Source organism: Actinomadura sp. NPDC048021 (assembly GCF_040653135.1).
Lineage (GTDB): Bacteria > Actinomycetota > Actinomycetes > Streptosporangiales > Streptosporangiaceae > Spirillospora > Spirillospora verrucosospora.
Genome location: NZ_JBEZJQ010000024.1, coordinates 99870 through 122634 on the forward strand (window position 1 = coordinate 99870; position 22765 = coordinate 122634).

The 22765-nt window shown below is 74.0% G+C and carries 16 protein-coding genes; 6 read left to right on the plus strand and 10 right to left on the minus strand.

Features of this window, described 5'->3' with window-relative positions:
• Positions 1 to 9: 9 nt before the first annotated feature.
• The 3 genes from AB0C87_RS32330 to AB0C87_RS32340 form a co-directional block, all read right to left on the minus strand.
• A complete protein-coding gene (locus AB0C87_RS32330; protein WP_360580989.1) occupies positions 10 to 2178 on the minus strand; it encodes an NACHT domain-containing protein in 2169 nt (722 codons plus the stop codon).
• A 168-nt stretch (positions 2179 to 2346) separates the two neighbouring features.
• Positions 2347 to 3126 carry an SAM-dependent methyltransferase gene (locus tag AB0C87_RS32335; protein WP_360580992.1) on the minus strand — a complete coding sequence of 260 codons (780 nt, stop codon included), beginning with the start codon at positions 3124 to 3126 and terminating at the stop codon, positions 2347 to 2349.
• A 158-nt stretch (positions 3127 to 3284) separates the two neighbouring features.
• The gene (locus AB0C87_RS32340) at positions 3285 to 4427 is read right to left on the minus strand and encodes an acyl-CoA dehydrogenase family protein (protein ID WP_345183816.1); all 1143 of its coding nucleotides are present in this window, start codon (positions 4425 to 4427) and stop codon (positions 3285 to 3287) included.
• A 74-nt stretch (positions 4428 to 4501) separates the two neighbouring features.
• Between AB0C87_RS32340 and AB0C87_RS32345 the strand changes: the two genes are divergently transcribed.
• Positions 4502 to 5077 (plus strand): TetR family transcriptional regulator, encoded by a 576-nt coding sequence (locus AB0C87_RS32345; protein ID WP_353835813.1) that lies wholly within the window; start codon positions 4502 to 4504, stop codon positions 5075 to 5077.
• Here the strand turns inward: AB0C87_RS32345 and AB0C87_RS32350 are convergent.
• From AB0C87_RS32350 to AB0C87_RS32365, 4 genes are read right to left on the minus strand one after another with little or no spacing between them, the layout of a single operon-like run.
• The gene (locus tag AB0C87_RS32350) at positions 5074 to 5676 is read right to left on the minus strand and encodes an ATP/GTP-binding protein (RefSeq protein ID WP_345183820.1); all 603 of its coding nucleotides are present in this window, start codon (positions 5674 to 5676) and stop codon (positions 5074 to 5076) included. The genes AB0C87_RS32345 and AB0C87_RS32350 overlap by 4 nt on opposite strands.
• Positions 5657 to 6031 carry a DUF742 domain-containing protein gene (locus tag AB0C87_RS32355; protein WP_185025215.1) on the minus strand — a complete coding sequence of 125 codons (375 nt, stop codon included), beginning with the start codon at positions 6029 to 6031 and terminating at the stop codon, positions 5657 to 5659. The genes AB0C87_RS32350 and AB0C87_RS32355 overlap by 20 nt, the downstream gene beginning before the upstream one ends.
• 8 nt (positions 6032 to 6039) lie before the next feature.
• Entirely contained in the window at positions 6040 to 6480 is a 441-nt protein-coding gene (locus AB0C87_RS32360) for a roadblock/LC7 domain-containing protein (protein ID WP_205718435.1), read from the minus strand.
• Entirely contained in the window at positions 6477 to 8903 is a 2427-nt protein-coding gene (locus tag AB0C87_RS32365; RefSeq protein ID WP_360580994.1) for a nitrate- and nitrite sensing domain-containing protein, read from the minus strand. Before AB0C87_RS32365 ends, AB0C87_RS32360 begins: the two co-directional genes overlap by 4 nt.
• Positions 8904 to 9380: 477 nt before the next feature.
• Between AB0C87_RS32365 and AB0C87_RS32370 the strand changes: the two genes are divergently transcribed.
• On the plus strand, positions 9381 to 10895 hold the full coding sequence (locus AB0C87_RS32370; protein WP_353831561.1) for a M20/M25/M40 family metallo-hydrolase: 1515 nt from the start codon (positions 9381 to 9383) through the stop codon (positions 10893 to 10895).
• A gap of 109 nt (positions 10896 to 11004) precedes the next feature.
• On the opposite strand, the gene AB0C87_RS32375 is transcribed toward AB0C87_RS32370, so the two are convergent.
• Positions 11005 to 11835, minus strand: a complete 831-nt coding sequence (locus AB0C87_RS32375; protein ID WP_345180564.1) for an LLM class F420-dependent oxidoreductase — start codon at positions 11833 to 11835, stop codon at positions 11005 to 11007.
• 62 nt (positions 11836 to 11897) lie between these two features.
• Here AB0C87_RS32375 and polA point away from each other — a divergent pair, with 62 nt between their 5' ends.
• Genes polA through AB0C87_RS32390 form a run of 3 tightly spaced genes read left to right on the plus strand, consistent with a single transcriptional unit; the run spans position 11898 to position 16648 of the window.
• Positions 11898 to 14531: a DNA polymerase I gene (polA, locus tag AB0C87_RS32380; protein WP_360580996.1), complete on the plus strand. Its 2634-nt coding sequence runs from the start codon at positions 11898 to 11900 to the stop codon at positions 14529 to 14531.
• Between the two features lie 47 nt (positions 14532 to 14578).
• Complete coding sequence (locus tag AB0C87_RS32385; protein ID WP_345180572.1) at positions 14579 to 15079, plus strand: inorganic diphosphatase; 501 nt, start codon at positions 14579 to 14581, stop codon at positions 15077 to 15079.
• Between the two features lie 39 nt (positions 15080 to 15118).
• Positions 15119 to 16648 (plus strand): FAD-dependent monooxygenase, encoded by a 1530-nt coding sequence (locus tag AB0C87_RS32390; protein WP_360581025.1) that lies wholly within the window; start codon positions 15119 to 15121, stop codon positions 16646 to 16648.
• Here the strand turns inward: AB0C87_RS32390 and AB0C87_RS32395 are convergent.
• A complete protein-coding gene (locus tag AB0C87_RS32395) occupies positions 16645 to 18123 on the minus strand; it encodes an NAD(P)/FAD-dependent oxidoreductase (protein WP_360580999.1) in 1479 nt (492 codons plus the stop codon). The genes AB0C87_RS32390 and AB0C87_RS32395 overlap by 4 nt on opposite strands.
• Positions 18124 to 18202: 79 nt before the next feature.
• Here AB0C87_RS32395 and AB0C87_RS32400 point away from each other — a divergent pair, with 79 nt between their 5' ends.
• Entirely contained in the window at positions 18203 to 21043 is a 2841-nt protein-coding gene (locus AB0C87_RS32400) for a hypothetical protein (protein ID WP_360581001.1), read from the plus strand.
• 30 nt (positions 21044 to 21073) lie between these two features.
• Here the strand turns inward: AB0C87_RS32400 and AB0C87_RS32405 are convergent, their stop codons facing one another.
• Positions 21074 to 22753, minus strand: a complete 1680-nt coding sequence (locus AB0C87_RS32405) for a glycosyltransferase family 39 protein (RefSeq protein WP_360581003.1) — start codon at positions 22751 to 22753, stop codon at positions 21074 to 21076.
• Positions 22754 to 22765 lie beyond the last annotated feature (12 nt).

Here is a 22765-nt window from a genome sequence, read left to right on the forward strand (position 1 = left end):
CCGCTCCGGCTAGGACGGGGCTTGGTAGGTGGCTGCCAGATGTTCCTGGAGTTCGGCGTGGCGGAACTGGTAGATCGGGCCGACCGCGCGAAGCAATCCGAGGCGGTGGCAGTCGTCCAGGAACGGCATCAGGCGACGTGGCAGAAGACCGGCCCGGGCCAGCCGCCAGGTGGCGATCAGATACGCCGCCCAGGCATGGTGAGCTCCGCCCCCGATCCCGAACCAGACCCCGAACACGAGCCCGAACGCGATCCCGAACCGAACTCCGAAAATGAGACCGAACAGGGCCCCGAACGTGAGCGCGAACGTGAGCCCGATGGTGCTGGTGCGAAGCAGGTGCAGGCTCCGGTCAGCGTGCCAACTGCCCATCGGTGTCGTGGCATGGGAGACCCGCGCTGGTGTCTCCGCCCACCTGATGAACCCGAAGGTGAGCCCGACCGCGATCCCGCCTGCGTACCCCACCGTGAGCCCGACCATGGGCCCGGCCGAGAACTGTAGCCACCACCCGAGCAACATCCCGCCCGCGAGTCCGCCGGTGAGCCCCAGCGCGAGCATTTGCATGAGGTCGGTGGAGCGTTGGCGGATGCGCAGGTTGGCGTACCCGGGTAAGTCCCGTTCCCAAGCCCTTGCCGTGAGCACTCCCACGACTGCGATCGTGAGCCCGAGTGTGAGCCCTGACCAAAGCCCGCTCGCGAGCCCGCCGGCGAGGGCGGTGAGCAGGGCTGGGGTGCGGGTTTTGATGTGCGTGGTGGCGGCCAGTCGCCACCAGGCGAAGTCGTGAACTCCCTGGCCGTCATCGGAGGCGGGTTGGCGGGTGAGGTGGTGAGCCAGGTAGCTCAGCCAGCGGCGGATCTCACCGGGGTCGTGGGCATGGCGGGGCCGGAACGGCTCGGCTGAGTCGGCGCCGGGCCGACGAGTGGCGATCACGGCGGGGATGAGCTGGTCGAACAGGTGTGCCCGAAGAGCTGCGGAAGTGGGGAATCGGGCGGGCTCGGTCAGTGCGGCGGGATCGGAGCCGGGCGCGGTGTGGACGGTGCGCAACAGCCAGAGCCCCAGCGGGGTGGCGGCGACGTCGGCCAGCGCCGCGGCTGGCCCGCCCGCCGCTGGGCCGGGAGGGCGCTGGTCGGCCGGGGGCGTGTTGCGGAGCTGGGTGAGAACGTGCTGCCAGGCCGTCCCGGGATGAGGGGGCAGGCAGTGGGCGAGGTAGTCGGCGGCGTCCGCGGGGGCCAGGGGGCATGGTTCCAGAACTGCGGCGGAGGTGATCACGACCCCGGCCGCGGTCACCGCCGTGGCGAACTCGGCGGTGCGACTGGTGAGGACGAGCTGGTCGTCGCCGCCCAGGGACCGGTTCAATGCGCCGATCACTTCGGTCTGCGCAGGTGGAGGCAGCTCGTCCAGGCCGTCCAGGACGGGCAGCAGGTGCTGGCGTGCGGCTAACGCTCGCACCAGTCCGTGGCCGAGTCCGGGGGCGCGCAGGGCCGGGTAGTCGCCAAGGAGCCGGTCGGTGAGCCAGTCGTGCAGGCGGGGAAAGCGGGCGGTGTCCCAGCCGGCGATCGGGAGTAGGACGGGGACCGGTTCGTTCGGGTGCTGAGGGCGGGTCGCCAGCAGGTGCAGCAGCAGTTGCACTGCCAGGGTGGTCTTGCCTGTCCCGGGGCCGCCCAGGATCACTAGTCGGCGGCGCCGGGTGCGACGGAATCGGGCGGTGAGCGCGGCGATGTCGGCGCTGGAGGCCGTCCACCACACCCCGCCCCCGCCTGTGATGGCGGGCTCGACGAGGTCGGCATGGTCCATGATCGCGGGGGTGTGTGCTTCGGGTACGGGTGTGCGCCAGCGCACCGGGATCGGGTCAGGGTCGTCCAGTGACCGTCGCCGCGCCTCGTCCTTCCACTGCTCGGCCACCAGGCCGGCTAGCAACTCCTTGGCGCGTGTCAGTGATTCGGGGTCGGCGACGACCGCGGCGGCCAGCTCGCGGGAACGCTGTCGGGCCCACCGCAGCGCGAGGATCAGCGGCACGGCGGCAGCCAGCACGAACCCACCGGTGAGCTGGGCGCGGTTCGCCGAAACCTGCAACCCGTCCTTGCCGGTCAGCGGGGTGAACGTCACCACTGCCAGCACCAGGACTCCGACCACTGCCGCCAGAACCGCCAGCCATGGCCACCAGACCTCGCGGTTGCGCATGGTCGCCATCCTGGTGTCAAAGCCCTGCCACCGGCGGCCGGCGTCCACAACCGGTCCGCCGCGCGTGCCCGCCGCCTTTCGGCCGAGTACGGTCGCGGAGAGCTCATGACGCCGACGCCGGACCGGGAGGGTCGAGTGGCCCGGCTTCCGGCAGGCGGCCGCCACGACCTACGGCACCCGGGCCACCCCGGCGAAAACGCGTAGCTCACCGACCGGCGGGTCACCGTCCTCCGGACGCCACGCCGCGACATCGACCAAGCCAGGCTCCAGCAACGGCAGTCCGCCGAACATCCCGCGGATCTCCTCACGCGTGCGGAGCCGCGCGTCCGCTGAGGTCCCGGCGAACACCGAGCCGATCCGGGCCCGCAGCTCCCCGGACGCACCATCCGAAGACACATGCGTGATCACGACATGCGAGCCCGGCGCCGACATCCGGGCGTAGGCGGCCACGAGTCCGGCCGGGTCGTCGCCGTCGCCGATCAAATGCAAGACGTTGATGAAGAAGAGCCCGATCGGCTCCGACAGGTCCAGATGCTCGCCGGCGCCCGCCAGCACCGCCGCGACGTCGCTGATGTCAGACGGCAGAAAGCTGGTCTGCGCGTCCAGGTCCAGGTACGCCCGGCCGTGCGCGAGGACGATCGGGTCGTTGTCGACGTACACGGTCCTGGTGCCGGCGGCCGCGGCCTGGGCGACCTCATGGGTGTTCTCAACCGTCGGCAGGCCGGAGCCGAGGTCGAGGAACTGGCGGACACCCAGCCCGGCGAGGTGGCGGACCACGCGTTGCAGGAACGCGCGGTTGGCGCGAGCGGTGTCGCGGATCTCCGGAGCGATCTCGAAGAGCTTCTCCGCGGCCTGGCGGTCGACGGCGTAGTTGTCCCTGCCGCCGAGGACGTAGTCGTAGACACGGGCGGCTGAGGGGCGGTCGACATCGATGTCGGGGCGAGGCATGAGCCGATGCTGCCACGGGCCAGATCCTCGTGCTATGAGGCGAGCAGTCGTCCCATGATGTAGACGGGGGGTGTCCAGCGCGGGGAACCCGGCCGAAACGGGACCGGAAATCGGATCGGGTCAGAGCGGTGTGGTGAACCAGCAGGTCATCGCGCTGCTCATCGGGCGAGGTGGCGGGAGATGACCAGGCGCTGGATCTGGTTGGTGCCCTCGAAGATCTGCATGACCTTGGCCTCGCGCATGAAGCGCTCGACCGGGAAGTCGCGGGTGTAGCCGGCGCCGCCCAGGACCTGCACGGCGTCCGTGGTGACCTTCATGGCGTTGTCGGTGGCGACCAGCTTGGCGACGGACGCCTCGCGGCCGTAGGGGCGGCCCGCGTCCTTGAGCCGGGCGGCGGCGAGGTAGGTGGCGCGCGCGGACTCGACGGCGGCGGCCATGTCGGCCAGGACGAAGGCGAGCCCCTGGTGGTCGATGATCGCCTTGCCGAAGGCCTCGCGCTCCTTGGCGTAGGCGACGGCGGTGTCGAGCGCGCCCTGGGCCAGGCCGGTGGCGACCGCGGCGATGCCGAGGCGGCCGGCGTCGAGGCCGGCGAGGGCGATGGACAGCCCCTGGCCCTCGTGGCCGATCAGGTGGTCCGCGGGGACGCGCGCGTCGACCAGCCGGACGGTCGCGGTGGTGGAGCCCATCAGGCCCATCTTGTCCTCGGGCTCGTCGAACTCCAACCCCGGGGTGTCGGCGGGGACGTGGAAGCAGGAGATGCCGCGCGACTTCTCCTGCGACGTGCGGGCCATGACGGTGTAGAAGTCGGCCTTGCCGCCGTGGGTCGTCCACGCCTTGGCGCCGTTGAGGACGTAGGAGTCGCCGTCGCGGACGGCCCTGGCGCGCATCGCCGCCGGGTCGGAGCCCGCGTGCGCCTCGGAGAGGCAGTAGGCGCCGAGGCGCTCGCCCGAGAGCATGTCGGGCAGCCACCGCGCACGCTGCTCGTCGGTGCCGAAGGCGAAGAGGGGGAAGCAGGACAGGGCGTGGACGCTGACGCCGACGCCGACGCTCGCCCAGGCCGCCCCGATCTCCTCCAGGACCTGAAGGTAGATCTCGTAGGGCTGCTCGCCGCCGCCGAACTCCTCCGGGTACGGGAGCGTCAGCAGGCCCGCCCGGCCCAGCGTCGTGAACGTTTCCCGGGGGAACGTCCCGGTGCGCTCGGCGTCCGCGACGCGCGGCGCGAGCTCCTTGGCCGCGATCTCGCGGGTGAGCGCGATCAGGTCCTCGGACTCGGCGGTCGGCAGGTGCCGGGTGGCGGGCATGGGCGGTCTCCTTTCGGCACCGCCAACCGTACCAAAGGCAGTACCGGCGAACCCGTTTTGGTACTGTCGCCGTCATGACCTCGGTGGACGAACGGGCGACCCGGGCGTCGCGGCGGCGCGAGACGCTGATCGACCGGCTCATGGACCTCTTCCTGGAGCGCGGGTTCGCGGAGCTGGGCGTCGCGGACCTGGCCGCGCTGCTGCGCTGCTCCAAGAGCACGCTGTACTCGGTCGCGGCGAGCCGGGAGCAGATCATCACGGCCGTCGTGCGGGCCTTCTTCCGCCGCGCCACCGAGCGCGTGGAGGCCGCGGTCGACGGCAGCGCCGACCCGCGCGAGCGGGTCGGCGCCTACCTGCGGGCGATCTCGGTCGAGCTGGCCCCCGCGTCCGCCGCGTTCTTCGCCGACCTCGACGCGTTCGCCCCCGCGCGGGAGATCTACAAGAGCAACACCCGGTACGCGGTGCGGCGCGTGCAGGGCCTCGTGCGGGAGGCGGCGCCGGGCGGCGACGCCGCGTTCGTCGGCGCCGTCGCCGGGCAGGTGATGGAGTCCATCCACCGCGGCGAGATCAAGGCGCAGACCGGCCTGGACGACTCGGCCGCCTACGCCGCGCTCGCGTCGCTCATCGTGGCCCGGATGGCGGCCGGCTAGCTCCGGGCCGCCTGCAGGGCGTGCTCGACGAGCGCCACCAGCACGCCCCGCGCCACCTCCCGGCTCCGCACGTCGCACATCATCACCGGGACCTCCGGATCGACGTCGAGGGCGTCGCGGATCTCCTCCACGGTGTAGCGGCGGGCGCCCTCGAACCGGTTCGCCGCGATGACGAACGGGATCCCCCGCTGCTCGAAGAAGTCGATGGCCGCGAAGCTCGTGCTGAGCCGGCGGGTGTCGACCAGCACGATGGCGCCGACGGCGCCGTAGGCGATCTGGTCCCACATGAACCAGAACCGCTCCTGGCCCGGGGTGCCGAACAGGTACAGCCGGACGCCACCGGAGAACGTCAGCCGCCCGAAGTCCATCGCCACGGTCGTGGTGGTCTTGCCCTCCACCCCGCCGAGGTGGTCGACGCCCACGGAGGCGTCGGTGAGGACCTCCTCGGTGCGCAGCGGACGCACCTCGCTCACCGCGCTCACCAGCGTCGTCTTGCCGACGCCGAAGCCGCCGGCCACCAGGACCTTCAGGGTGTGGAGCGGGACGTCGTCGTCGCGCCCGTGCGCGGTGGCGGTCGGGTCAAAGGCGGCGGAGTTCATCGAGCACTCTCATGAGGATGCGGGGGTCGGGGCGTTCGGTCTGCGCGGCCTGCGGCATCTCCTCGATCAGGCCGTACTGGTGCAGGTCCTCCAACAGGATCTGCACGACCCGCAGCGGCAGGTCGGTCTCCGAGGCGAGGTCGGCGGGCGTGGAGGGCCGCCCGCACAGCTCCAGCAGCCGCCGCTGCTCGCGCGACAGCCAGACCCGGTCGGCCGGGGTCCGGCCGGTCGCGACGAGGACGGTCACCAGGTCCAGGACGAGCCCGCGGGGGCGGGTGCGTCCGCGGGTGACCGCGTAGGGCCGGACGACCGGGCCGGCGTCCGACCCGACCCAGCGCTCTCTCGGGCTCTCCACGGCAGGCTCTAGCCTGACGCGCCCGAGCGCACCGGCGGGTCCTGCGACTCGGCGCCGCGCGGCTGGGCCGCCAGCGTGCGCCGCACCCGCTTGATCAGCATGGTCGTCTCGTAGGCGACCAGCCCCGCGTTGCCGCCGGCGTCGCTCAGCACGGCCAGGCAGCTCCCGTTGCCCGCCGGCATGACGAAGAACAGCATGCCGTCCAGCTCGACGACGGTCTGCCGCACCTGCTTGGCCTGGAAGTGCTCGCGGGCGCCGTTGGCCAGGCTGTGGAAGCCCGACGACAGCGCCGCGAGGAACTCGGCGTCCTTGCGGGTGACGTCCCCCGAGGCGCCCATGACCAGGCCGTCCCTCGACAGCAGGACGGCTTGGCGGACCTCGCCGACCCGCTGCACCAGATCGTCGAGCAGCCAGTCGAGCTCGCCCGAGGCGTTGCCCTGCCGCATCATGACTCCCCCCATTCATCGCGTGGATCAAGCTCGCCCGGATCGTCGTCGACCCTGCCGCGCAGCCATCCCGACTGCAGCGACGCCATCAGGTCGCGGCTGAGCTCCGGGCTCGGTTCTTCGAAATCGTCCTCGCCGGCCGAGGCGGCGGGCCGGCCGTGCCGCGGCGCGGAGCGCCCGCGCAGCTGCGGGGCCAGGGAACGCTGCCGCACCCGGCGCGGAAGCCGTCCCGTGACCTCGCTGTCCTCCACCCCGCCCGGCCGGGGCTCGGCGCCGTCCGGCCGGACCCGGCCCTCCGGCGGGTCGAGCGGCGGGTCGGACGGCGGCGCCGGCGGCGGCACGGCGCCCACCCCGGCGGGCAGCCCGGCGGGCTCGCCGGACGGCCGCTCCCGGACGACCCGCCCGGGCAGCGCCGGGCGCGACGGGCGGCCGAGCCGTGCCTGGCCCGCGCCCGCGGCCGACCCGACCGGCTGCGGCGTCCCGGGGGCGTGGCCGCGCGCCATGTGCCAGTCGTCGTCGAGGACGACCAGCGCGTGCGGGACGAGGACGATCGCGGTCGTGCCCCCGTACGGGGACGGCAGGAGCGAGACCTGGATGCCGTGCCGGGCGGCGAGCCGCGCGACGACGAACAGGCCGAGCCTCTCGGTGTCGACCAGGTCGAACTCGACGGCGCTGGCGAGCCGCCGGTTCAGGTCCTCCAGCTCGTCGGGATCCAGGCCGACGCCCCGGTCGACGACCTCGACGGCCAGCCCGTTGGCGACGGTCTCGACCTTGACGGTGACCTCCGTGGCCGGCGGGGAGAACGACGCCGCGTTCTCGATCAGCTCCGCCAGCAGGTGGATGACGTCGGCGACGACGTCGCCGCCGACCGCGGCCGAGGACGCGCCGGTCACCTCCACCCGCGTGTAGTCCTCCACCTCGGCGATCGCGGCGCGCACCACGTCCTCGGCGGCGACCGGGTGGTCCCAGGCGCGGACGGTCGGCGACCCCGACAGGATGACCAGGCCCTCGGCGTGCCGCCGCATGCGGGTGGTCAGGTGGTCGAGGCGGAACAGGTCGTCGAGTTCCTCGGGGCTGGAGGCGCGCCGCTCCATCTGGTCGAGCAGCCGCAGCTGCCGGTGCAGCAGCGACTGGCTGCGCCACGACAGGTTGATGAAGACGCGGTTGATGCTGGCGCGCAGCTCGGCCTCGCCGACCGCGGTGCCGACCGCCGTGCGCTGGACGGCGTCGAACGCGTCGGCCACCCGGGCGATCTCCCTCGTCCGCCCCCGCTCCGGCCGCGGCGCCTCGGCGTCGACGTCGACCTTCTCGCCGCGCCGCAGCCGGGCCACGACCGCGGGCAGCCGCTCGTGCGCGAGCCGCTGCGCGAACGCCTGCAGGTCCCGCAGCTCCCGCGCGAGCCGCCGGGCGAACAGCACCGAGAGCGTCACCGAGGCGGCCACGATCAGCAGGCCCACGACGCAGGCCAGGAAGAAGCGCAGCATGATCCGGTGTCCGGCCGGCTCGACGACGTCGTCGTTCAGGACGTCGCCGAGGCGGGAGGAGGAGGTGAACCACAGCGGGGTCAGCTCCTGCGTGGCCGTCCGCCACTGCCGGACGCCGGGATTGAGACCCTGCCAGCGGATCTGGGTCTCGATCAGGGTGAAGGTGCCGTAGGCGGACGACGTGGCGAGCTGCTCCACGACCCGGGACAGCGCGCCGGTCACCTCCACGCGGGCGAGCGAGAAGAACTGCTCGCGGTTGCCGGCCCAGCCCGAGAAGGCCATGCGCTCGGCCGCGGTCAGCCGGCGCGCGCCGGCCGCGGACATCAGGGCGTCCTCGCGCAGCATGAAGTCGCTCGCCCACGAGAAGTGGGTGATCCCGGCGCTCTGCCGGTACACCTTCGTGTCGTTGACGCTGATGAAGGTCGTCAGCAGCCGGAACGTCGAGTCGGAGAAGCCGCTGTAGGCGTCGATGGCCTGCACGGTGCTGGCCGCGTGCTGGGTGATCTGGGCCCGCAGCGGTTCGAGCTGGTCGAGGCTGTCGTCCAGCGCCTCCATGCGCTCCCAGAGCTCGGGGCCCATCGCGTCCTTGAGGCGGGGCTTGAAGGCCGCCGAGCGGAAGGCCGCCACGGCGGCGTCGGTCTTGCTCGCGAGGTCCTCGTAGGCCCGCCTGTCGGCGGCGGTCCGCGCCGTCAGGACGGCCACGGCGGCGGCGCGCTCGCGCTGGAGCGCCCCGATGACGGCGCCGGCCGGCAGCCCGACGTCCTTGTACATCCGCGTGAACTCCGACCGCTGCAGCGCGGCGGACAGCGTCGTCCCGGCCGAGAACACCCACAGCGAGACGAGAGCGGTGAGCGGGATGGCGAGGAGCATCGCGATCCGCCGTCCGACCGGCCGCGTGCGCGGCCGCTCATGGGAGCCATGAAGCTGCTCGGGCTTCGTCACCGGCCCACACTCCTGATCGTCTTCGAACCGGCCGTCCCCGACCGACCTGGCGGGACGGGAGCTTACTTAGTTCGATTTGCCGGGGACCAGAGGCTTCACCTGCGGCGACTTGTGACCTCTCGCGTGCGCCGCGTGAACTCGCGCCTTCCGGGCGGGTGCGCGGCGATCTCCGGACGCCGCGCCGGCGCGGCGCGTCCGGCCGCGCCAGGCCCGCCTTTATCGGACGTCATTGCAGGTCAGAGGTTGGGGTTCAATAATTGATCTTGTAATGGAATGGCATTCGGGGCCTTGTCGAACGCGTCGGCGGAGCGCGGGGAAGGAGGCCGAGGGGTAATCGGCGGTGGCGTGTCAACCGTGTTAACCCGGTGAAGAACGAGGCCAATATTGGCCGTTTTGATGCTGAGTCGTGTCTTGTTGCGAGAAATGACAGGTGTCAAGCTTCGCTTTACTTTGTCCCCCCATCAACGGAGACCGAGCATGCGCAGAGCCGCGCTAGCCGTCCTCGCCGGGCTGTCGCTCGCCGCCACCACCGTGGCCGCGGCGCCCGCCCACGCCGCCGGCCCGGCCCAGTCCAAGCTGGCCGCGCTCGTCAAGCTGAGCGACGTGCGGCACCACCAGCTGAACCTGCAGAAGATCTCGGACGCCAACGGCGGCAACCGGGCCGCGGGACTGCCCGGCAACAAGATCACCATCAAGTACATCGCGGACCAGCTCAAGCGGGCCGGATACGCGCCGGTGGTCCAGAACTTCGAGTTCGACTTCTGGCAGGAGCTGTCGGAACCGGTTCTCGCCGAGACCGCGCCCGAGCCGAAGACGTTCGCGCCGCACGGCGACTTCGAGACGCTCCAGTACTCCGGGTCGGGCGACGTCACCGCCCCCGCCACGCCCGTCGACCCGGCGGCGACCGGCGACGGCAGCGGATGCGAGGCGGGCGACTTCGCCGGGTTCCCGAAGGGCCACATCGCGCTGATCCAGCGCGGCGGCTGCTTCTTCTCCCTGAAGACCGACAACGCCGTCGCCGCCGGCGCGGCCGCCGTCGTCATCTACCAGCTGCCCGGCCAGCCGGGCCCGGTCGGGGGGACGCTGACCACGCCCTACGGCCTGCCGGTGGTCGGCCCGACGAACGCGGTCGGCAAGGCCCTCGTCCAGCAGGCGCAGAACGGCGGCGTCACGCTCCGGGTCAGGACCGACACCCTGAACGAGAAGCGCCAGGCCGCGAACGTCATCGCCGACACCAGGCGCGGCAGGGCCGACAACGTCGTGGTGGTGGGCGCGCACAACGACAGCGTCACCGCCGGGCCCGGCATCAACGACGACGGCTCGGGCACCGCGACGCTGCTGGAGATGGCCAAGCAGATCGACAAGCTCGGCTCCAAGGTCCGCAACAAGGTGCGGTTCGCCTTCTGGGGCGCCGAGGAGGAGGGCCTGCTCGGCTCCCAGTACTACGTCGACAACCTCCCGCAGGCCGAGCGTGACAAGGTCGCGCTGATGCTCGACTTCGACATGCTCGCCTCGCCCAACTACGTGAACTTCGTCTACGACGGCGACAACAGCGCGGGCGAGAACAACGTCGAGGCCCCCGCCGGGTCCGGCGCGATCGAGAAGGCGTTCGTCGACTACTTCGGCAAGCGGAAGCTGCCCACCGACCCGACGCCGTTCAACGGACGCTCGGACTACGACGCGTTCATCAGCGTCGGCATCCCCGCCGGCGGCCTGTTCACCGGCGCCGAGGGCATCAAGACCCCCGAGCAGGCGAAGCGGTACGGCGGCACCGCGGGCCTCGCCTACGACCCGTGCTACCACCAGGCCTGCGACCGGTACGACAACGTGAACCTGAAGGGCTTCGACCAGATGATCGACGGCACCGCCGCGGTCACCGAGCTGTTCGCGCACAGCACCCTGACGGTCAACGGGAACGAGCTCGCCCGCAGGCAGGCGCAGCCCAGGAAGCGCGTCACGCCGGACGTCGTCGGCAACCACGCGACCCGGTAGGACCCGTCACACCGAGGGACGCGCCCGGCCCCGGGCGCGTCCCTCGCCATGTCCGCCCGGCCTGCGCGAGGCCGGCCAGAGCGGCGTCTCGGTCAGAGCAGTGCCTCGGTCAGAGCAGGGCCTCGGCGATCGACCGCAGGGCGGGACGGGGATCGCCGCCGGGCTCGGTCAGCACCTGGACGGCGACGTTGTCGGCCCCGGCCTCCAGGTGGGCCTCCAGCCGCGCGGCGACCGCCGCCGCGTCGCCGTGCGCGACCAGCGCGTCCACGAGCGCGTCGCTGCCGCCGCCCGCGAAGTCGTCGGCGGTGAACCCCAGCCGCTCGAAACTGGCGACGTAGTTGCGCAGGGCGAGGTAGCGGGCCAGGGTCTCCCTGGCGATCGCGCGGGCGCGCACCGGATCGGGGTCGAGCACGACCTTCTGCTCCGGCGCCAGCAGCGGGCCCGCCCCCAGGATCTCCCGCGCCGACCGGGTGTGCTCGGGCGTGGTCAGGTACGGGTGGGCGCCCGCGGCGCGCTCGGCCGCCAGCCGCAGCACCCGCGGCCCCAGCGCGGCGAGGACCCGGCCTTCCACGGGGACGTTCCCGGCGTCCAGCCGGTCGAGGTAGTCCACGATCGTCTCGTACGGGCTGCGGTACCCCTCGTTCCGCTCCCGGTGGCCGATGCCGGCGCCCAGCAGGAACCGGCCGCCGTGCGCGTCGTTCAGCCGGTGGTAGGCCGCGGCGGCCTCCTCGGCCGGCGTGCTCCACATGTTCACGATGCCGGTGGCGACCACGATGCGGCCGGTCGCGGCCAGGAGCCGCCCGGCGATGTCCGGATCGGCCGGCGAGCCCCCGATCCAGACCGTGCCGTAGCCGAGCTCCTCCACGTCCCGGGCCAGGTCCGGGCTCAGCTGGGGCCAGGGGAGCCAGATCCCGAGCCGTCCGAGTTCGATCTTGGTCATGCCGCTCCCAACACCTCCGCCGCCGGTTTCATGCCCATGCCCCGGGTGCCAGGATGTGACACATGACGGACCGGCCCCGCCTGCTGCTCCTGGACGGCCACTCACTGGCCTACCGGGCGTTCTACGCGCTGCCGGTCGAGAACTTCACCACCACCTCCGGGCAGCCGACCAACGTCGTGTACGGCTTCGCGAACATGCTCGCCAACGTGCTGCGGGACGAGCGCCCCACGCACGCGGCCGTCGCGTTCGACGTCTCCCGGCAGACGTTCCGCACCGAGGCGTTCCCCGAGTACAAGGCCACCCGGTCGCGGTCGCCGAGCGAGTTCGGCAGCCAGCTTCCGGTCCTGGACCGGCTGCTCGCCGCGATGAGCGTGCCGGTGCTGCGGGCGCCCGGCTACGAGGCCGACGACGTCATCGCGACCCTGGCGACGGCGGCGGAGGCGGACGGCATGGACGTCCTGATCGTCACCGGCGACCGGGACGTGCTCCAGCTCGTCAGCGACGACGTCACCGTCCTGTACTTCTACCGGACGGCGTCGGAGATGATCCGGTACACGCCCGGCACGGTGCGGGAGCGGTACGGGCTGACCCCGGCGCAGTACCCCGACTTCGCGGCGCTGCGCGGCGACCCGTCCGACAACCTGCCGAGCATCCCCGGCATCGGGGAGAAGACCGCCGCCAGGTGGGTCCGCGACTACGGGTCGCTCGACGCCCTGCTGGAGCACGCCGGCGAGGTCAAGGGCAAGGCGGGGGAGAAGCTGCGCGCCGCCGCCGGGACCGTCGCGCTGAACCGGCGGCTGACCGAGCTCGTCCGCGACCTGGACCTCCCGGTGGGGCCCGCCGACCTGCGGCGGCGCCCGTACGACCTGGCGGCCTTCACCTCCCTGCTCGACGAGCTGGAGTTCCGCAACGCCAGCATCAGGCAGCGCCTGTTCGGGGCGGACCCGGGCGGCGGGCGCCCTCCGCCCGACGCCGAGCCGGAGCCCGTCCAGGGGCGGGAGCTCGGGCCCGGCGAGCTGGCCGGCTGGCTGGGGACGCACGCCACCGGCCTGACCGGGCTGGCGGCCGACCACGCCTGGACGCGCGGCGCGGGAGACGTCGAACGGATCGCGCTGGCCACCGGCGACGGGAACGCGGCGTCGTTCGAGCCGTCCGGCCTCACCGCCGGGGACGAGCGGGCCTTCGCCGCCTGGCTGGCCGACCCCGGCCGGCCCAAGGCGCTGCACGACGTGAAGTCGCTGCTGCGCGTGTTCGGCGAGCGCGGCTGGCGGCTCGAAGGGGTCGCCACCGACACCGCGATGGCCGCCTACCTTCTGCTGCCGGGGCTGGCCGCCTACGGGATCGCCGACCTCGCGGGCCGCCACCTCGGGCGCCGCCCGTCCGCCGAGGGCGCGGCCGGGCTGATGGCGGCCGCCCGCACCGTCCTCGACCTCGCCGGCGTGTTCGCCGCCGACCTGGCGTCCACGGGCATGGACGAGGTCCTGCGGGACGTCGAGCTGCCGCTCTCGCGCCTGCTCGCCCGCGCCGAGCGCGCCGGCGTGCACGTCGACGCTGAGCTGCTGCGCGAGCTGGAGCGGTACTTCTCCGAGGGGATGGAGCGCGCCGCCGACGAGGCCGCGCGGATCGCCGGGCGCCGCTTCAACCCCGCCTCGACCAAGCAGCTCCAGGAGGTGCTGTTCGGCGAGCTCGACCTGCCCAGGACCAAGAAGATCAAGTCGGGGTACTCCACCGACGTGGACGCGCTGACCTGGCTCGCCACCCGGACCGACAACGGCCTGCCGCAGGTCCTGCTGCGCCACCGCGACCAGGCGCGCCTGCGCTCCACGGTCACCGGGCTCATCCGGGAGATCGGCGCCGACGGCCGCATCCACACCGACTTCCAGCAGACCGTCGCCGCGACCGGCCGGCTCAGCTCCGCCGACCCCAACCTGCAGGTCATCCCCGTCCGGACGGAGGAGGGGCGGCGCATCCGCCGCGCGTTCACGCCCGGTGAGGGCTACGAGTCGCTGATGACGGCCGACTACGGGCAGCTCGAACTGCGCGTCATGGCGCACCTCTCGCAGGACCCCACGCTCCTTGCGGCGTTCGAGTCCGGCGAGGACCTGCACACCACGATGGCCGCGCGGGTCTTCGGCGCCCGCCCGCAGGACGTCACCCCGGACATGCGCCGCAAGATCAAGGCGATGTCGTACGGGCTGGCCTACGGGCTGTCGGCGTTCGGACTGGCCAGGCAGCTCGGCATCCCGGTGGCCGAGGCGCGCCCGCTGATGGACGCCTACTTCGAGCGGCTCGGCGGCGTCCGCGACTACCTCGACCACGTCGTCGCGGAGGCCCGGGCCACCGGCTACACCCGCACGATCCTCGGCCGCCGCCGCTACCTGCCCCACCTGAACAGCGACGACCGGCGGCGGCGCGAGACGGCCGAGCGGATGGCGCTCAACGCCCCGGTGCAGGGCTCCGCCGCGGACATCGTCAAGATCGCGATGCTGCGGGTGGACGAGGCGCTCACCGCCGCGGGGCTGGCCAGCCGCCTGCTGCTCCAGGTCCACGACGAGATCGTCCTGGAGGTGGCGCCCGGCGAGTCCGGCGCGGTGCGGGAGATCGTCCGCACCGGGATGACGACGGCCTACCCGCTCGCGGTCGGCCTGGAGGTCGCCATCGGCGCCGGCCCCGACTGGAACGCCGCCGCCCACTGACGTGGCGGGGCGACTCGTGGGTAGTGCTCCCCATGGGGGAGGGATTCATGGAGATCGACATGATCGTCGAGATTCCCCGGGGATCGCGCAACAAGTACGAGATGGACCACCGGCTCGGCCGCATCCGGCTCGACCGGATGCTGTTCACCTCGACGCAGTACCCGGCGGACTACGGGTACATCCCGGACACGTGCGCGGAGGACGGCGACCCGCTGGACGCGATGGTGCTGCTGGAGGAGCCGACCTTCCCCGGGTGCGTGATCAGGGTGCGCAGCATCGGGGTGTTCTGGATGCTCGACGGGGGCGTCCCCGACGCCAAGATCCTCACCGTGGCGGCCGGGGACGTCCGCTACGCCGAGATCCGCGACCTGCGGGACGTCCACGAGCACACCCTCGACGAGATCGCGCACTTCTTCGACATCTACAAGAGCCTGGAGCCCGGCAAGGGCACCGACGTGCGCGGCTGGCAGGACCGGGAGGTCGCCGACCGGACGATCGAGCGGGCCGCCGAGCGCGCCCGGGAGGTGGCCGGGAACGCCGCGACGTGATCGGGTGGACGCGTGAGGGACAGCGAACCGGTCCTCGTCGTGGGCGCGGGACCCGTCGGCCTGGTCACGGCGCTGCTGCTGGCGCGGCACGGCGTGCCGTGCGTGGTGCTGGAGGCCGCCGCCCGCCGCGACCCGTCCGGGTCCCGGGCGATCTGCTTCCAGCGGGACGTCCTCGACGTGCTCGACCGGGTCGGGTGCGCCGAAGCGATGATCGCCCGCGGCGTGACGTGGACGACCGGCCGCACCTACCACCGCGGGGACGAGCTGTTCGCCGTCACCTTCCCCGACGCGGGGCGCAGTGCCGTGCCGCCCTGGATCAACATCTCCCAGGCGGAGGTCGAGGCGCGGCTGCGGGAGCTGGCCGCGGCGGAACCGCTGGTGGAGGTCCGGTACGGGCATCGCGTCACCGGTGTGGGCCAGGACGGCGACGGCGTCGAGGCCCGCTCCGGCGGCGCCTCCGGGGAAACCGTGCGCGGCACCCATCTGGTCGGCGCGGACGGCGGGCACAGCGCCGTCCGGGAGCTGCTCGGCATCGGCTTCCCCGGCCGCACCTTCACCGACCGGTTCCTCATCTGCGACATCCGGGCGGACCTGCCGTTCCCGAGCGAGCGGCGGTTCTTCTTCGACCCCGAGTGGAACCCCGGGCGCCAGGTCCTGGTCCACCAGTGCCCGGACCGGACGTGGCGCATCGACTGGCAGGTGCCCGCCGACCACGACCTCGACGCCGAGCGCAGGTCGGGCGCGCTGGACGCCCGCATCCGCCGGATCACCGGGGACGTCCCGTACGAGATCGTGTGGGCCACCGTGTACCGGTTCCACGAGCGGGTCGCGGCGGCGTTCGCGTCCGGCCGCGCGTTCCTGGCCGGGGACGCCGCCCACGTCTACGCGCCGTTCGGCGCCCGCGGCCTGAACTCCGGCGTGCAGGACGCCGAGAACCTCGCCTGGAAGCTCGCGTTCGTCCGGCACGGCTGGGCCCCGCCCGCGCTGCTGCGCAGCTACGACGCCGAGCGCCGGGCCGCCGCCGGGGAGAACCTGCGGGTGACCACGCGCACGATGGAGTTCCTCGTCCCGCGGACCCCGCGGCAGAGGGCCCGGCGGCTGGAGTCCCTGGAGGCCGCCCGGACGCACCCGGACCCCCGCCCGATCATCGACTCGGGCAGGCTCGCCGAACCGTTCTGGTACCTGGACTCGCCGCTGACGACCCCGGCCGGGCCGGTGGAGGACTTCCCGCGCGGTCCCGGCGCCGTCCGCCCGCCGCTGCCGGGCGTCCTCTGCCCCGACGGGCCGTGCGTCGTGGACGGGGAACCGACCCGGCTGCGCCGCCTGTTCGGCAGGCGGTTCGTGGTCCTCACCCAGGGCGGGCGCGCCGAGAGGCTGCCGACCGACGTCCCCCACGAGATCCACGCCCTGGAATCCATCGACACCGACGGGGTGCTGCGGACGGCCCTGCGGGCGGGCCCGGACACGGTGCACATCGTCCGGCCGGACGGTCACCTGGCCGCCGTGCTGCCGGCCTACGACCCTGCCGCGGCGGTCGCGGCCCTTCACCGCGCCTGCGGGCGCTCCTAGCCGGCGTCCAGCACGGCGCGGGCAGCGTTGTGGCCCGGGATCCCGCTGACGCCTCCGCCCCGTCTGGCGCCCGCCCCGCACACCAGCACGCGAGGGTGCTCGGTCTCGACGCCCCACCGCCCGCGTTCCCCGGCCTCCTCCGCGAACGGCCACGACAGGTCGCGGTGGAAGATGTGGCCGCCCGGGAGGCCGACCGCGTTCTCCAGGTCGACGGGCGTCTTGGCCTCCAGGCACGGCGTGCCGTCCGGGGTGCGCAGGAGGCAGTCCTCGATCGGTTCGGCGAGCACCGTGTCGAAGGACGCGAGCGTCGCGCGCAGCGCCGCCGCGCGCGAGCCTTCGGGGTCCGCCCGGAACAGCCGCGCCGGCATGTGCAGGCCGAACAGCGTCAGGGTGTGCGCCCCGGCCTCCCGCAGCTCCGGCCCGAGAATCGACGGGTCGGTCAGCGAATGGCAGTACACCTCGGCGGGCGGGACGGACGGGATGCGGCCGTCGCGGGCCTCGCGGTAGGCCGTGTCGAGCTGCCTCCGGCCCTCGTTGATGTGGAAGGTGCCCGCGAACGCCTCCTCCGGCCGGACGGACGGGTCGCGCAGCCGGGGCAGCCGCGAGAGCACCATGTTCACCTTCAGCTGCGACCCCTCGGCCGAACCCTCCCGCGGCATGTTGACCAGCACCCACCTGGCCGAGACGGCGTGCTCGGCGCCGTCGGCGTCCCGGAAGGTCACCTCCCCGGCCGGGTCGACGTGCAGGACCTCCATGCCGGAGCGCAGCTCGGCCCCGGCCGCGCGGGCGGCGTCGGCCAGGGCCCCGGTCACCGCGCCCATGCCGCCGACGGGCACGTTCCAGTCGCCGGTCCCGTTCCCGACGACGTGGTAGAGGAAGCACCGGTTGGCCAGCAGGGAGGGATCGGAGGTGTCGGCGAACGTGCCGATCAGCGCGTCGGTGAGGACGACGCCGCGCACGGTGTCGTCGGTGAAGCGCTCGTCCACGACGTCCCCGACGGGCCGCTCGAACAGGTCGCGCCACGCCTCCCGGTCGTCCACCGCGTCCCGGAGCTCCGCGCGGTCGCGCAGCGGCTCCAGCAGGGTCGGCGCGACGCGCTCGGCGACATGCCCGGCCATCGCGTAGAACCTCCGCCAGGCGTCGGCGTCGCCCCTGAGGGAGGCGGCCGTCCGCGCGGGGTCCCCGTTGTCGATCAGCAGGCCGCCGTCGCCGACCGGCGTGTACGAGGCGAACCGCCGTCCGCGCAGCTCGACGCGCAGGCCGAGGTCCCGGACGATCCGCGACGGCAGCAGGCTCACCAGGTAGGAGTACCGCGAGAGCCGCGCGTCCACGCCCGGGAAGACGCGCGCGGAGACCGCCAGCCCGCCGAAGTGCCCGAGCCGTTCCAGCACCAGCACCCGCCTGCCGGCGCGCGCCAGGTAGGCGGCCGCGACCAGGCCGTTGTGCCCGCCGCCCGCGATGATCACGTCGTACATGACCACAGGGAACCACACGGGCCGCCGGATGCGGGGAAATCCGTTGGCCGGTGCGGGCCCCCGGAGGATGATGGGGCGAATGAAGATCCGGCTTTCTGGGGGTGTGGTGGCGTCCGGGCGCCATGCCTGGATCGCCCGCCCCTCCGGACCGCGGAGGCTGCTGGACGGGGCGGACGCGCACCCGGGGACGCCCGTCGCTCTCGGGCCCGAGGAGGCGCCGGCGGAGGACGCGGCGAACGCCGTCCGGGAACTGTCGCTGCTCGTCGCCGACGGGGGCGCCGTCGCGGCGGGAGCGGGCGTCGATCTCGGCGCCGGGTTCCGCTCCGCGCGGCTGGAGGGGGCGCGCGGGGACCAGCGGGACGCGGTCCTGGCCGCGCTGCGGGCGGTCGGCCTCCACGGCGCGCACCGCCTCGGCGACCGGGCCGGGGTGCTCGTCGCGCTCTTCGGGCCCGCGGTCACCAGGCGGGTCGGCGCGGCCGCCGGGCGGGCCGCCGAGGAGGGGCGCTGGGCGGCGCTGCACCTGGCGTCCGCGGCCAGCGACGTCCTCGGACCCGAGCAGCTCGAACAGGTGCTCGCCCTGGAGGCGCCCGAAGGCGTCGACCTCACCCCCGGCGGATCGCCGTCCGTGCTCGCGGGGTACCTGCGGCAGGTGCTCGGGGCGGTGCCCGCGCCCCGCAGGCTCGCGCTGATCCTGGACCTGTGGGAGCGGGTCGCCGAGCACCGGACCGGGCTGGCCCGCCGGGAGGCGCGGCTGGCGACGCAGAGCCGCCGCGACCGGGTCGCCGACCTGCGCAAGCGCCGCCGCCACGACGACGACGAGCACGTCCTGTGGCAGGTGCGCATGGACCTGGCGGACGAGCATCCCTCGCTCGCCGACATCGCGCGCTGGACCCCCGGCCGCTGGTACTGGCACGAGCGCCTCCAGCGCGTCTTCGCGGACGCGATCGCCGCCACCGCGCTGCTCCGGACCGCCGCGGCGGTCGCCGACCACGGCCTGGAGGACGGCCTTGGGCGGTCGGCCCCGGTACTGCGCGCGGCCGCGGCCCTGATGCCCGACTGGGCCGCCGGGAAGGCGGCACGGCGCGTGCCGGGGCTGACCGGCCTCCCCACGCGCCCCGGCGCCTACGTCCGCGACCTCGCGCGCAGGCTGGACGCCGCCCGGCCGATGGACGCCAAGTTCGCCGCCTATGTCAGACCGCGGCTGGCCTGCGCCCGCGACTTCGCGCTCGTCATCGTCGAGGACGTCGGACGGGTGATGGGCGACATGGTCGGGACCCACGACGCCCTGCTGCGCGAGTGGTCGCCCAGCCTGGAGAGCTGGCGGCAGGTGGCAGGCTACGACCGTCCTCCCGCCGAGTGGGACGGCATCCTGCCGTGGAGCGGGCCGATGCTGGGCGACACCGAGCCGCTGCGCCGCAGGCTCACCCCCGAGCAGGACCCGGCGACCGTGGAGACCGCCGCCGACCTGCTCTGGTACGTCGACCTGATCGACGCCCTCGCCCGGTTGCACGGGCACGAGCGGGCCCAGCCCGCCCCGGGCACCGGCGATCCCTGGTTCGTCCACGACCCGCCGCCGGTCGTCGAGCCGCTGACCCCGCGCCTCGACTCGCTCATGGGCGCCGTCTCCGGCGCGGCGCAGCTGGTCGCGCTCGGCGGCGTCCCGCCCCGGGCGCCCCGCACGTGGGCGGCCCTCACCGCGGGCCTGGCGTCGGCGACCGCGATCGCCGAGGCCCTCACCGGCGACTTCGCCGTCCCCGCGCCGCTCGCCGCCCTGGACGGCGCGGCCGTCCCCGGGACCCGCCTCCGGCTCAAGATCGGCCGCAGTGCCCGGGACGTCGCCGAATGGGCGGACTACATGGGCAACTGCATCGCGGGACCGGCCTACGTCGAGGAGGCCAGGGCAGGCCGCAGCGGCCTCGCGGGCCTCTACGACGCCGACGGCCTGCTGGTCGCGAACGCGGAGCTGATGCCGCTGCGTCCCGCGTCCCGGGGCTGGCGCGTCAGCGAGATCGCGGCGAGGTTCAACGACCCGCCGGACGAGACCCTCGAACAGCGCTTCCGCGCGTGGGTCGCCGCGATCCCGGGCGCCGTCGAGGACGAGGCCCCGCAGGCGCCGGAGGAGCTCCCGCCGTCCCGGCCGGCGAGGCGGCGCGCCGCGCCCCGCCTCGTCGAGGAGGCCGGTCCCGCCCTCGGCGAGCTCGCGGTCCGCTCGTGGGCGCGGGCCGCCCCGGAGGCGCTCGACGTCCTCGCCGCCGTGGCCGGGACCGGGCCGGACGCCGCGCTCGCCCGGCTGCGCCGCTTCGGCGGCCCGCAGCTCACCGGCGCCGTCGGCCGCGCCCTGGACGAGGGCGCCACCGATCTGGTCCGGCTCTGGACGGCCTCCGGCCACCGCCCCCTGAGCTCCGCGCTCGACGCCCTCGACCCGGCGCTGCGCGACCGCTACGATCAGCTCCCGCTGCTGCTCGGCGAGCCGCCGCTGCCGAAGACGCTGCGCAGGCTCGTCAAGCTCCCCGCCGTCGCCGACGCGTACTCCCTCGATCTGGTGGCGCGCCGCGTCCGCCGTGCGATCGGGGCGCTCGCCCTCCAGGACGACCCGGTCATCGCCCGCGCCTTCGCCAAGCCGACGGCCGCGCAGCCGCTGTGCGCGCTGGCGGTCGCCACCACCTGCGCCGCGCCGGCCACCGGCCTCGTCCCCGTGACGCCGCCGCGCACCACCACCGTCCCCGGCTACCCCGCCACGACGCTGGAGGACGAGGAGGGCCCCTGGCAGCGCGCCCTGCCCGCCGCCCGCGAGCTGGGCGCCGACACCGCCGTTTTCTGGGACGAGATCGCCGAGCACGGACTCCGCGTCCCGGCGTCCTGGATGGCGCACGGCGGCTGGGCGGCGCTCTGGTCCCGCGCCCACACCCACCGCCGCTGACCCGCGGCCCCTCAGAGCCACAGGAAGGCGCTACGGGCGCAGAGCGGGCCGGCGGAAGATGGTGACCGAGTCCCCGACCTCGTCGATCGGCTCGCTGGTGCGGATCAGCGGCGTCAGCCGCGGGTCGTTCTTGACGAGCCAGCTGTCGGAGACGACCAGCAGCCCGCGCACCTCGCCGGGCGGCGCGGTGAGCGGGTCGCGCGCGCGGATGCCGTAGGCGGACGGGACGCCGCTGCCCTTGAAGACCAGCCAGACCGGCTCGCCCGGATACCGCTCCCGGAGCCGGTCGGCGAGCCGCCCGAGGTCCTGGCCCCAGTCGACGTTGGAGTCGTGCAGGCGCAGGTGGGTCTTGGACGGGCCGCCGAATGCCTCGTTGGAGTACGGCAGGTAGTAGGGAAAGGCGCGCAGCGAGCTGACCGCGACGAGCATCAGCAGCGCGACCGTCGCGGCCTTGGCCCACCGCCACGGGACGAGGACCGCGCCGCCCGCCGCCACCGCCAGGAAGACCGGGACGAAGATGGCGTAGCGGACGCCGAGGTCGCGGGACCCGGTCATCGCCACCGCCAGCAGGACGGCCGTGGGCGCGAAGAGGTACGGCGCCGCCGGACGCAGCCGGGGCAGCGCCGCCGTCGCGGCGATGCCCGCCGCCCACAGTCCGAGCATCCCCAGCGGCGTCTTCACCAGCAGCGCGGCCGGCAGGTAGTACCAGCGGGAGCCGTGGTAGACGTCACCGAACAGGAAACCGGTCCACCGCATGTCCTCGAAACCGAACTGCGCGCGCATCCCGTCCTGGAAGGGCCGGGGGAACGGCAGCCAGCCGGCGGCGAGTCCGCGCATCCCGCCGGCGGACGGCAGGTCGGCGGGCGCGGCCCAGCGCAGGCGCGGGTCCACGGCGAGGTAGCTCGCCCACACCACCGCGACGGCCAGGACGCCGACGCCCGCCGCCGACAGCACGGCGGTCGCCACGGGACGGCGCGGCGGGCGGGACGTCCGGACCGACACCGCCGCCAGGACGAGGAGCACCGGCAGCGCGGGCAGCGCGCTCATCTTCGTCGCCACGGCCGCGCCGAGCGCCGCCCCGGCGAGCGGCAGGTAGAGCCGCGGCCTGCGCCTCGCGCGCCAGAGCAGCCACACCGACGTCAGCAGCAGGCCGGCCGTGGGGACGTCCAGCGTGGCCAGCGACCCGTGCGCGATGACGTCGGGGGAGAAGGCGTACAGGGTCAGTGCCGTGAGCCCCCCGGCCGGGCCGGCGAGGTCGCGGGCGAACGCGAAGACGACCAGCCCGAACAGCAGCGTCAGCGCGATGACGGGCAGCCGCCCCGCGAGCAGCACCCGCTGGGGGTCGTTGCCCCACCGGTACAGGAACTGCCTCCCGAGCCTGTAGTCGCTGCCGGTGAAGGAGGCGCGCAGGTGCGGCCCGGCGAGCACCGCCCCCGCCCCGATGAGGAGCTTGCCGAGCGGCGGGTGCTCGGCGTTGTGGCGCAGGTCGTGCTCGCGAAGGTAGACCACGCCCGTGCTGATGTAGACGGGCTCGTCGACGGTCGGGCTCTGCTGCACGGCCGTGGTCGCCATCGCGGCGCCCATCTGGGCCAGCAGCACCGAGACGACCGCCGCGAGCAGCCAGCGGCGGCGCAGCGCGCGGAACCGGCCCGGCGTCTCCTCGGCCGAAGGCGCCGCGGGCCGTCCGGGCTCCGCGGACAGCGAGGTCACGCCGCCACCCCT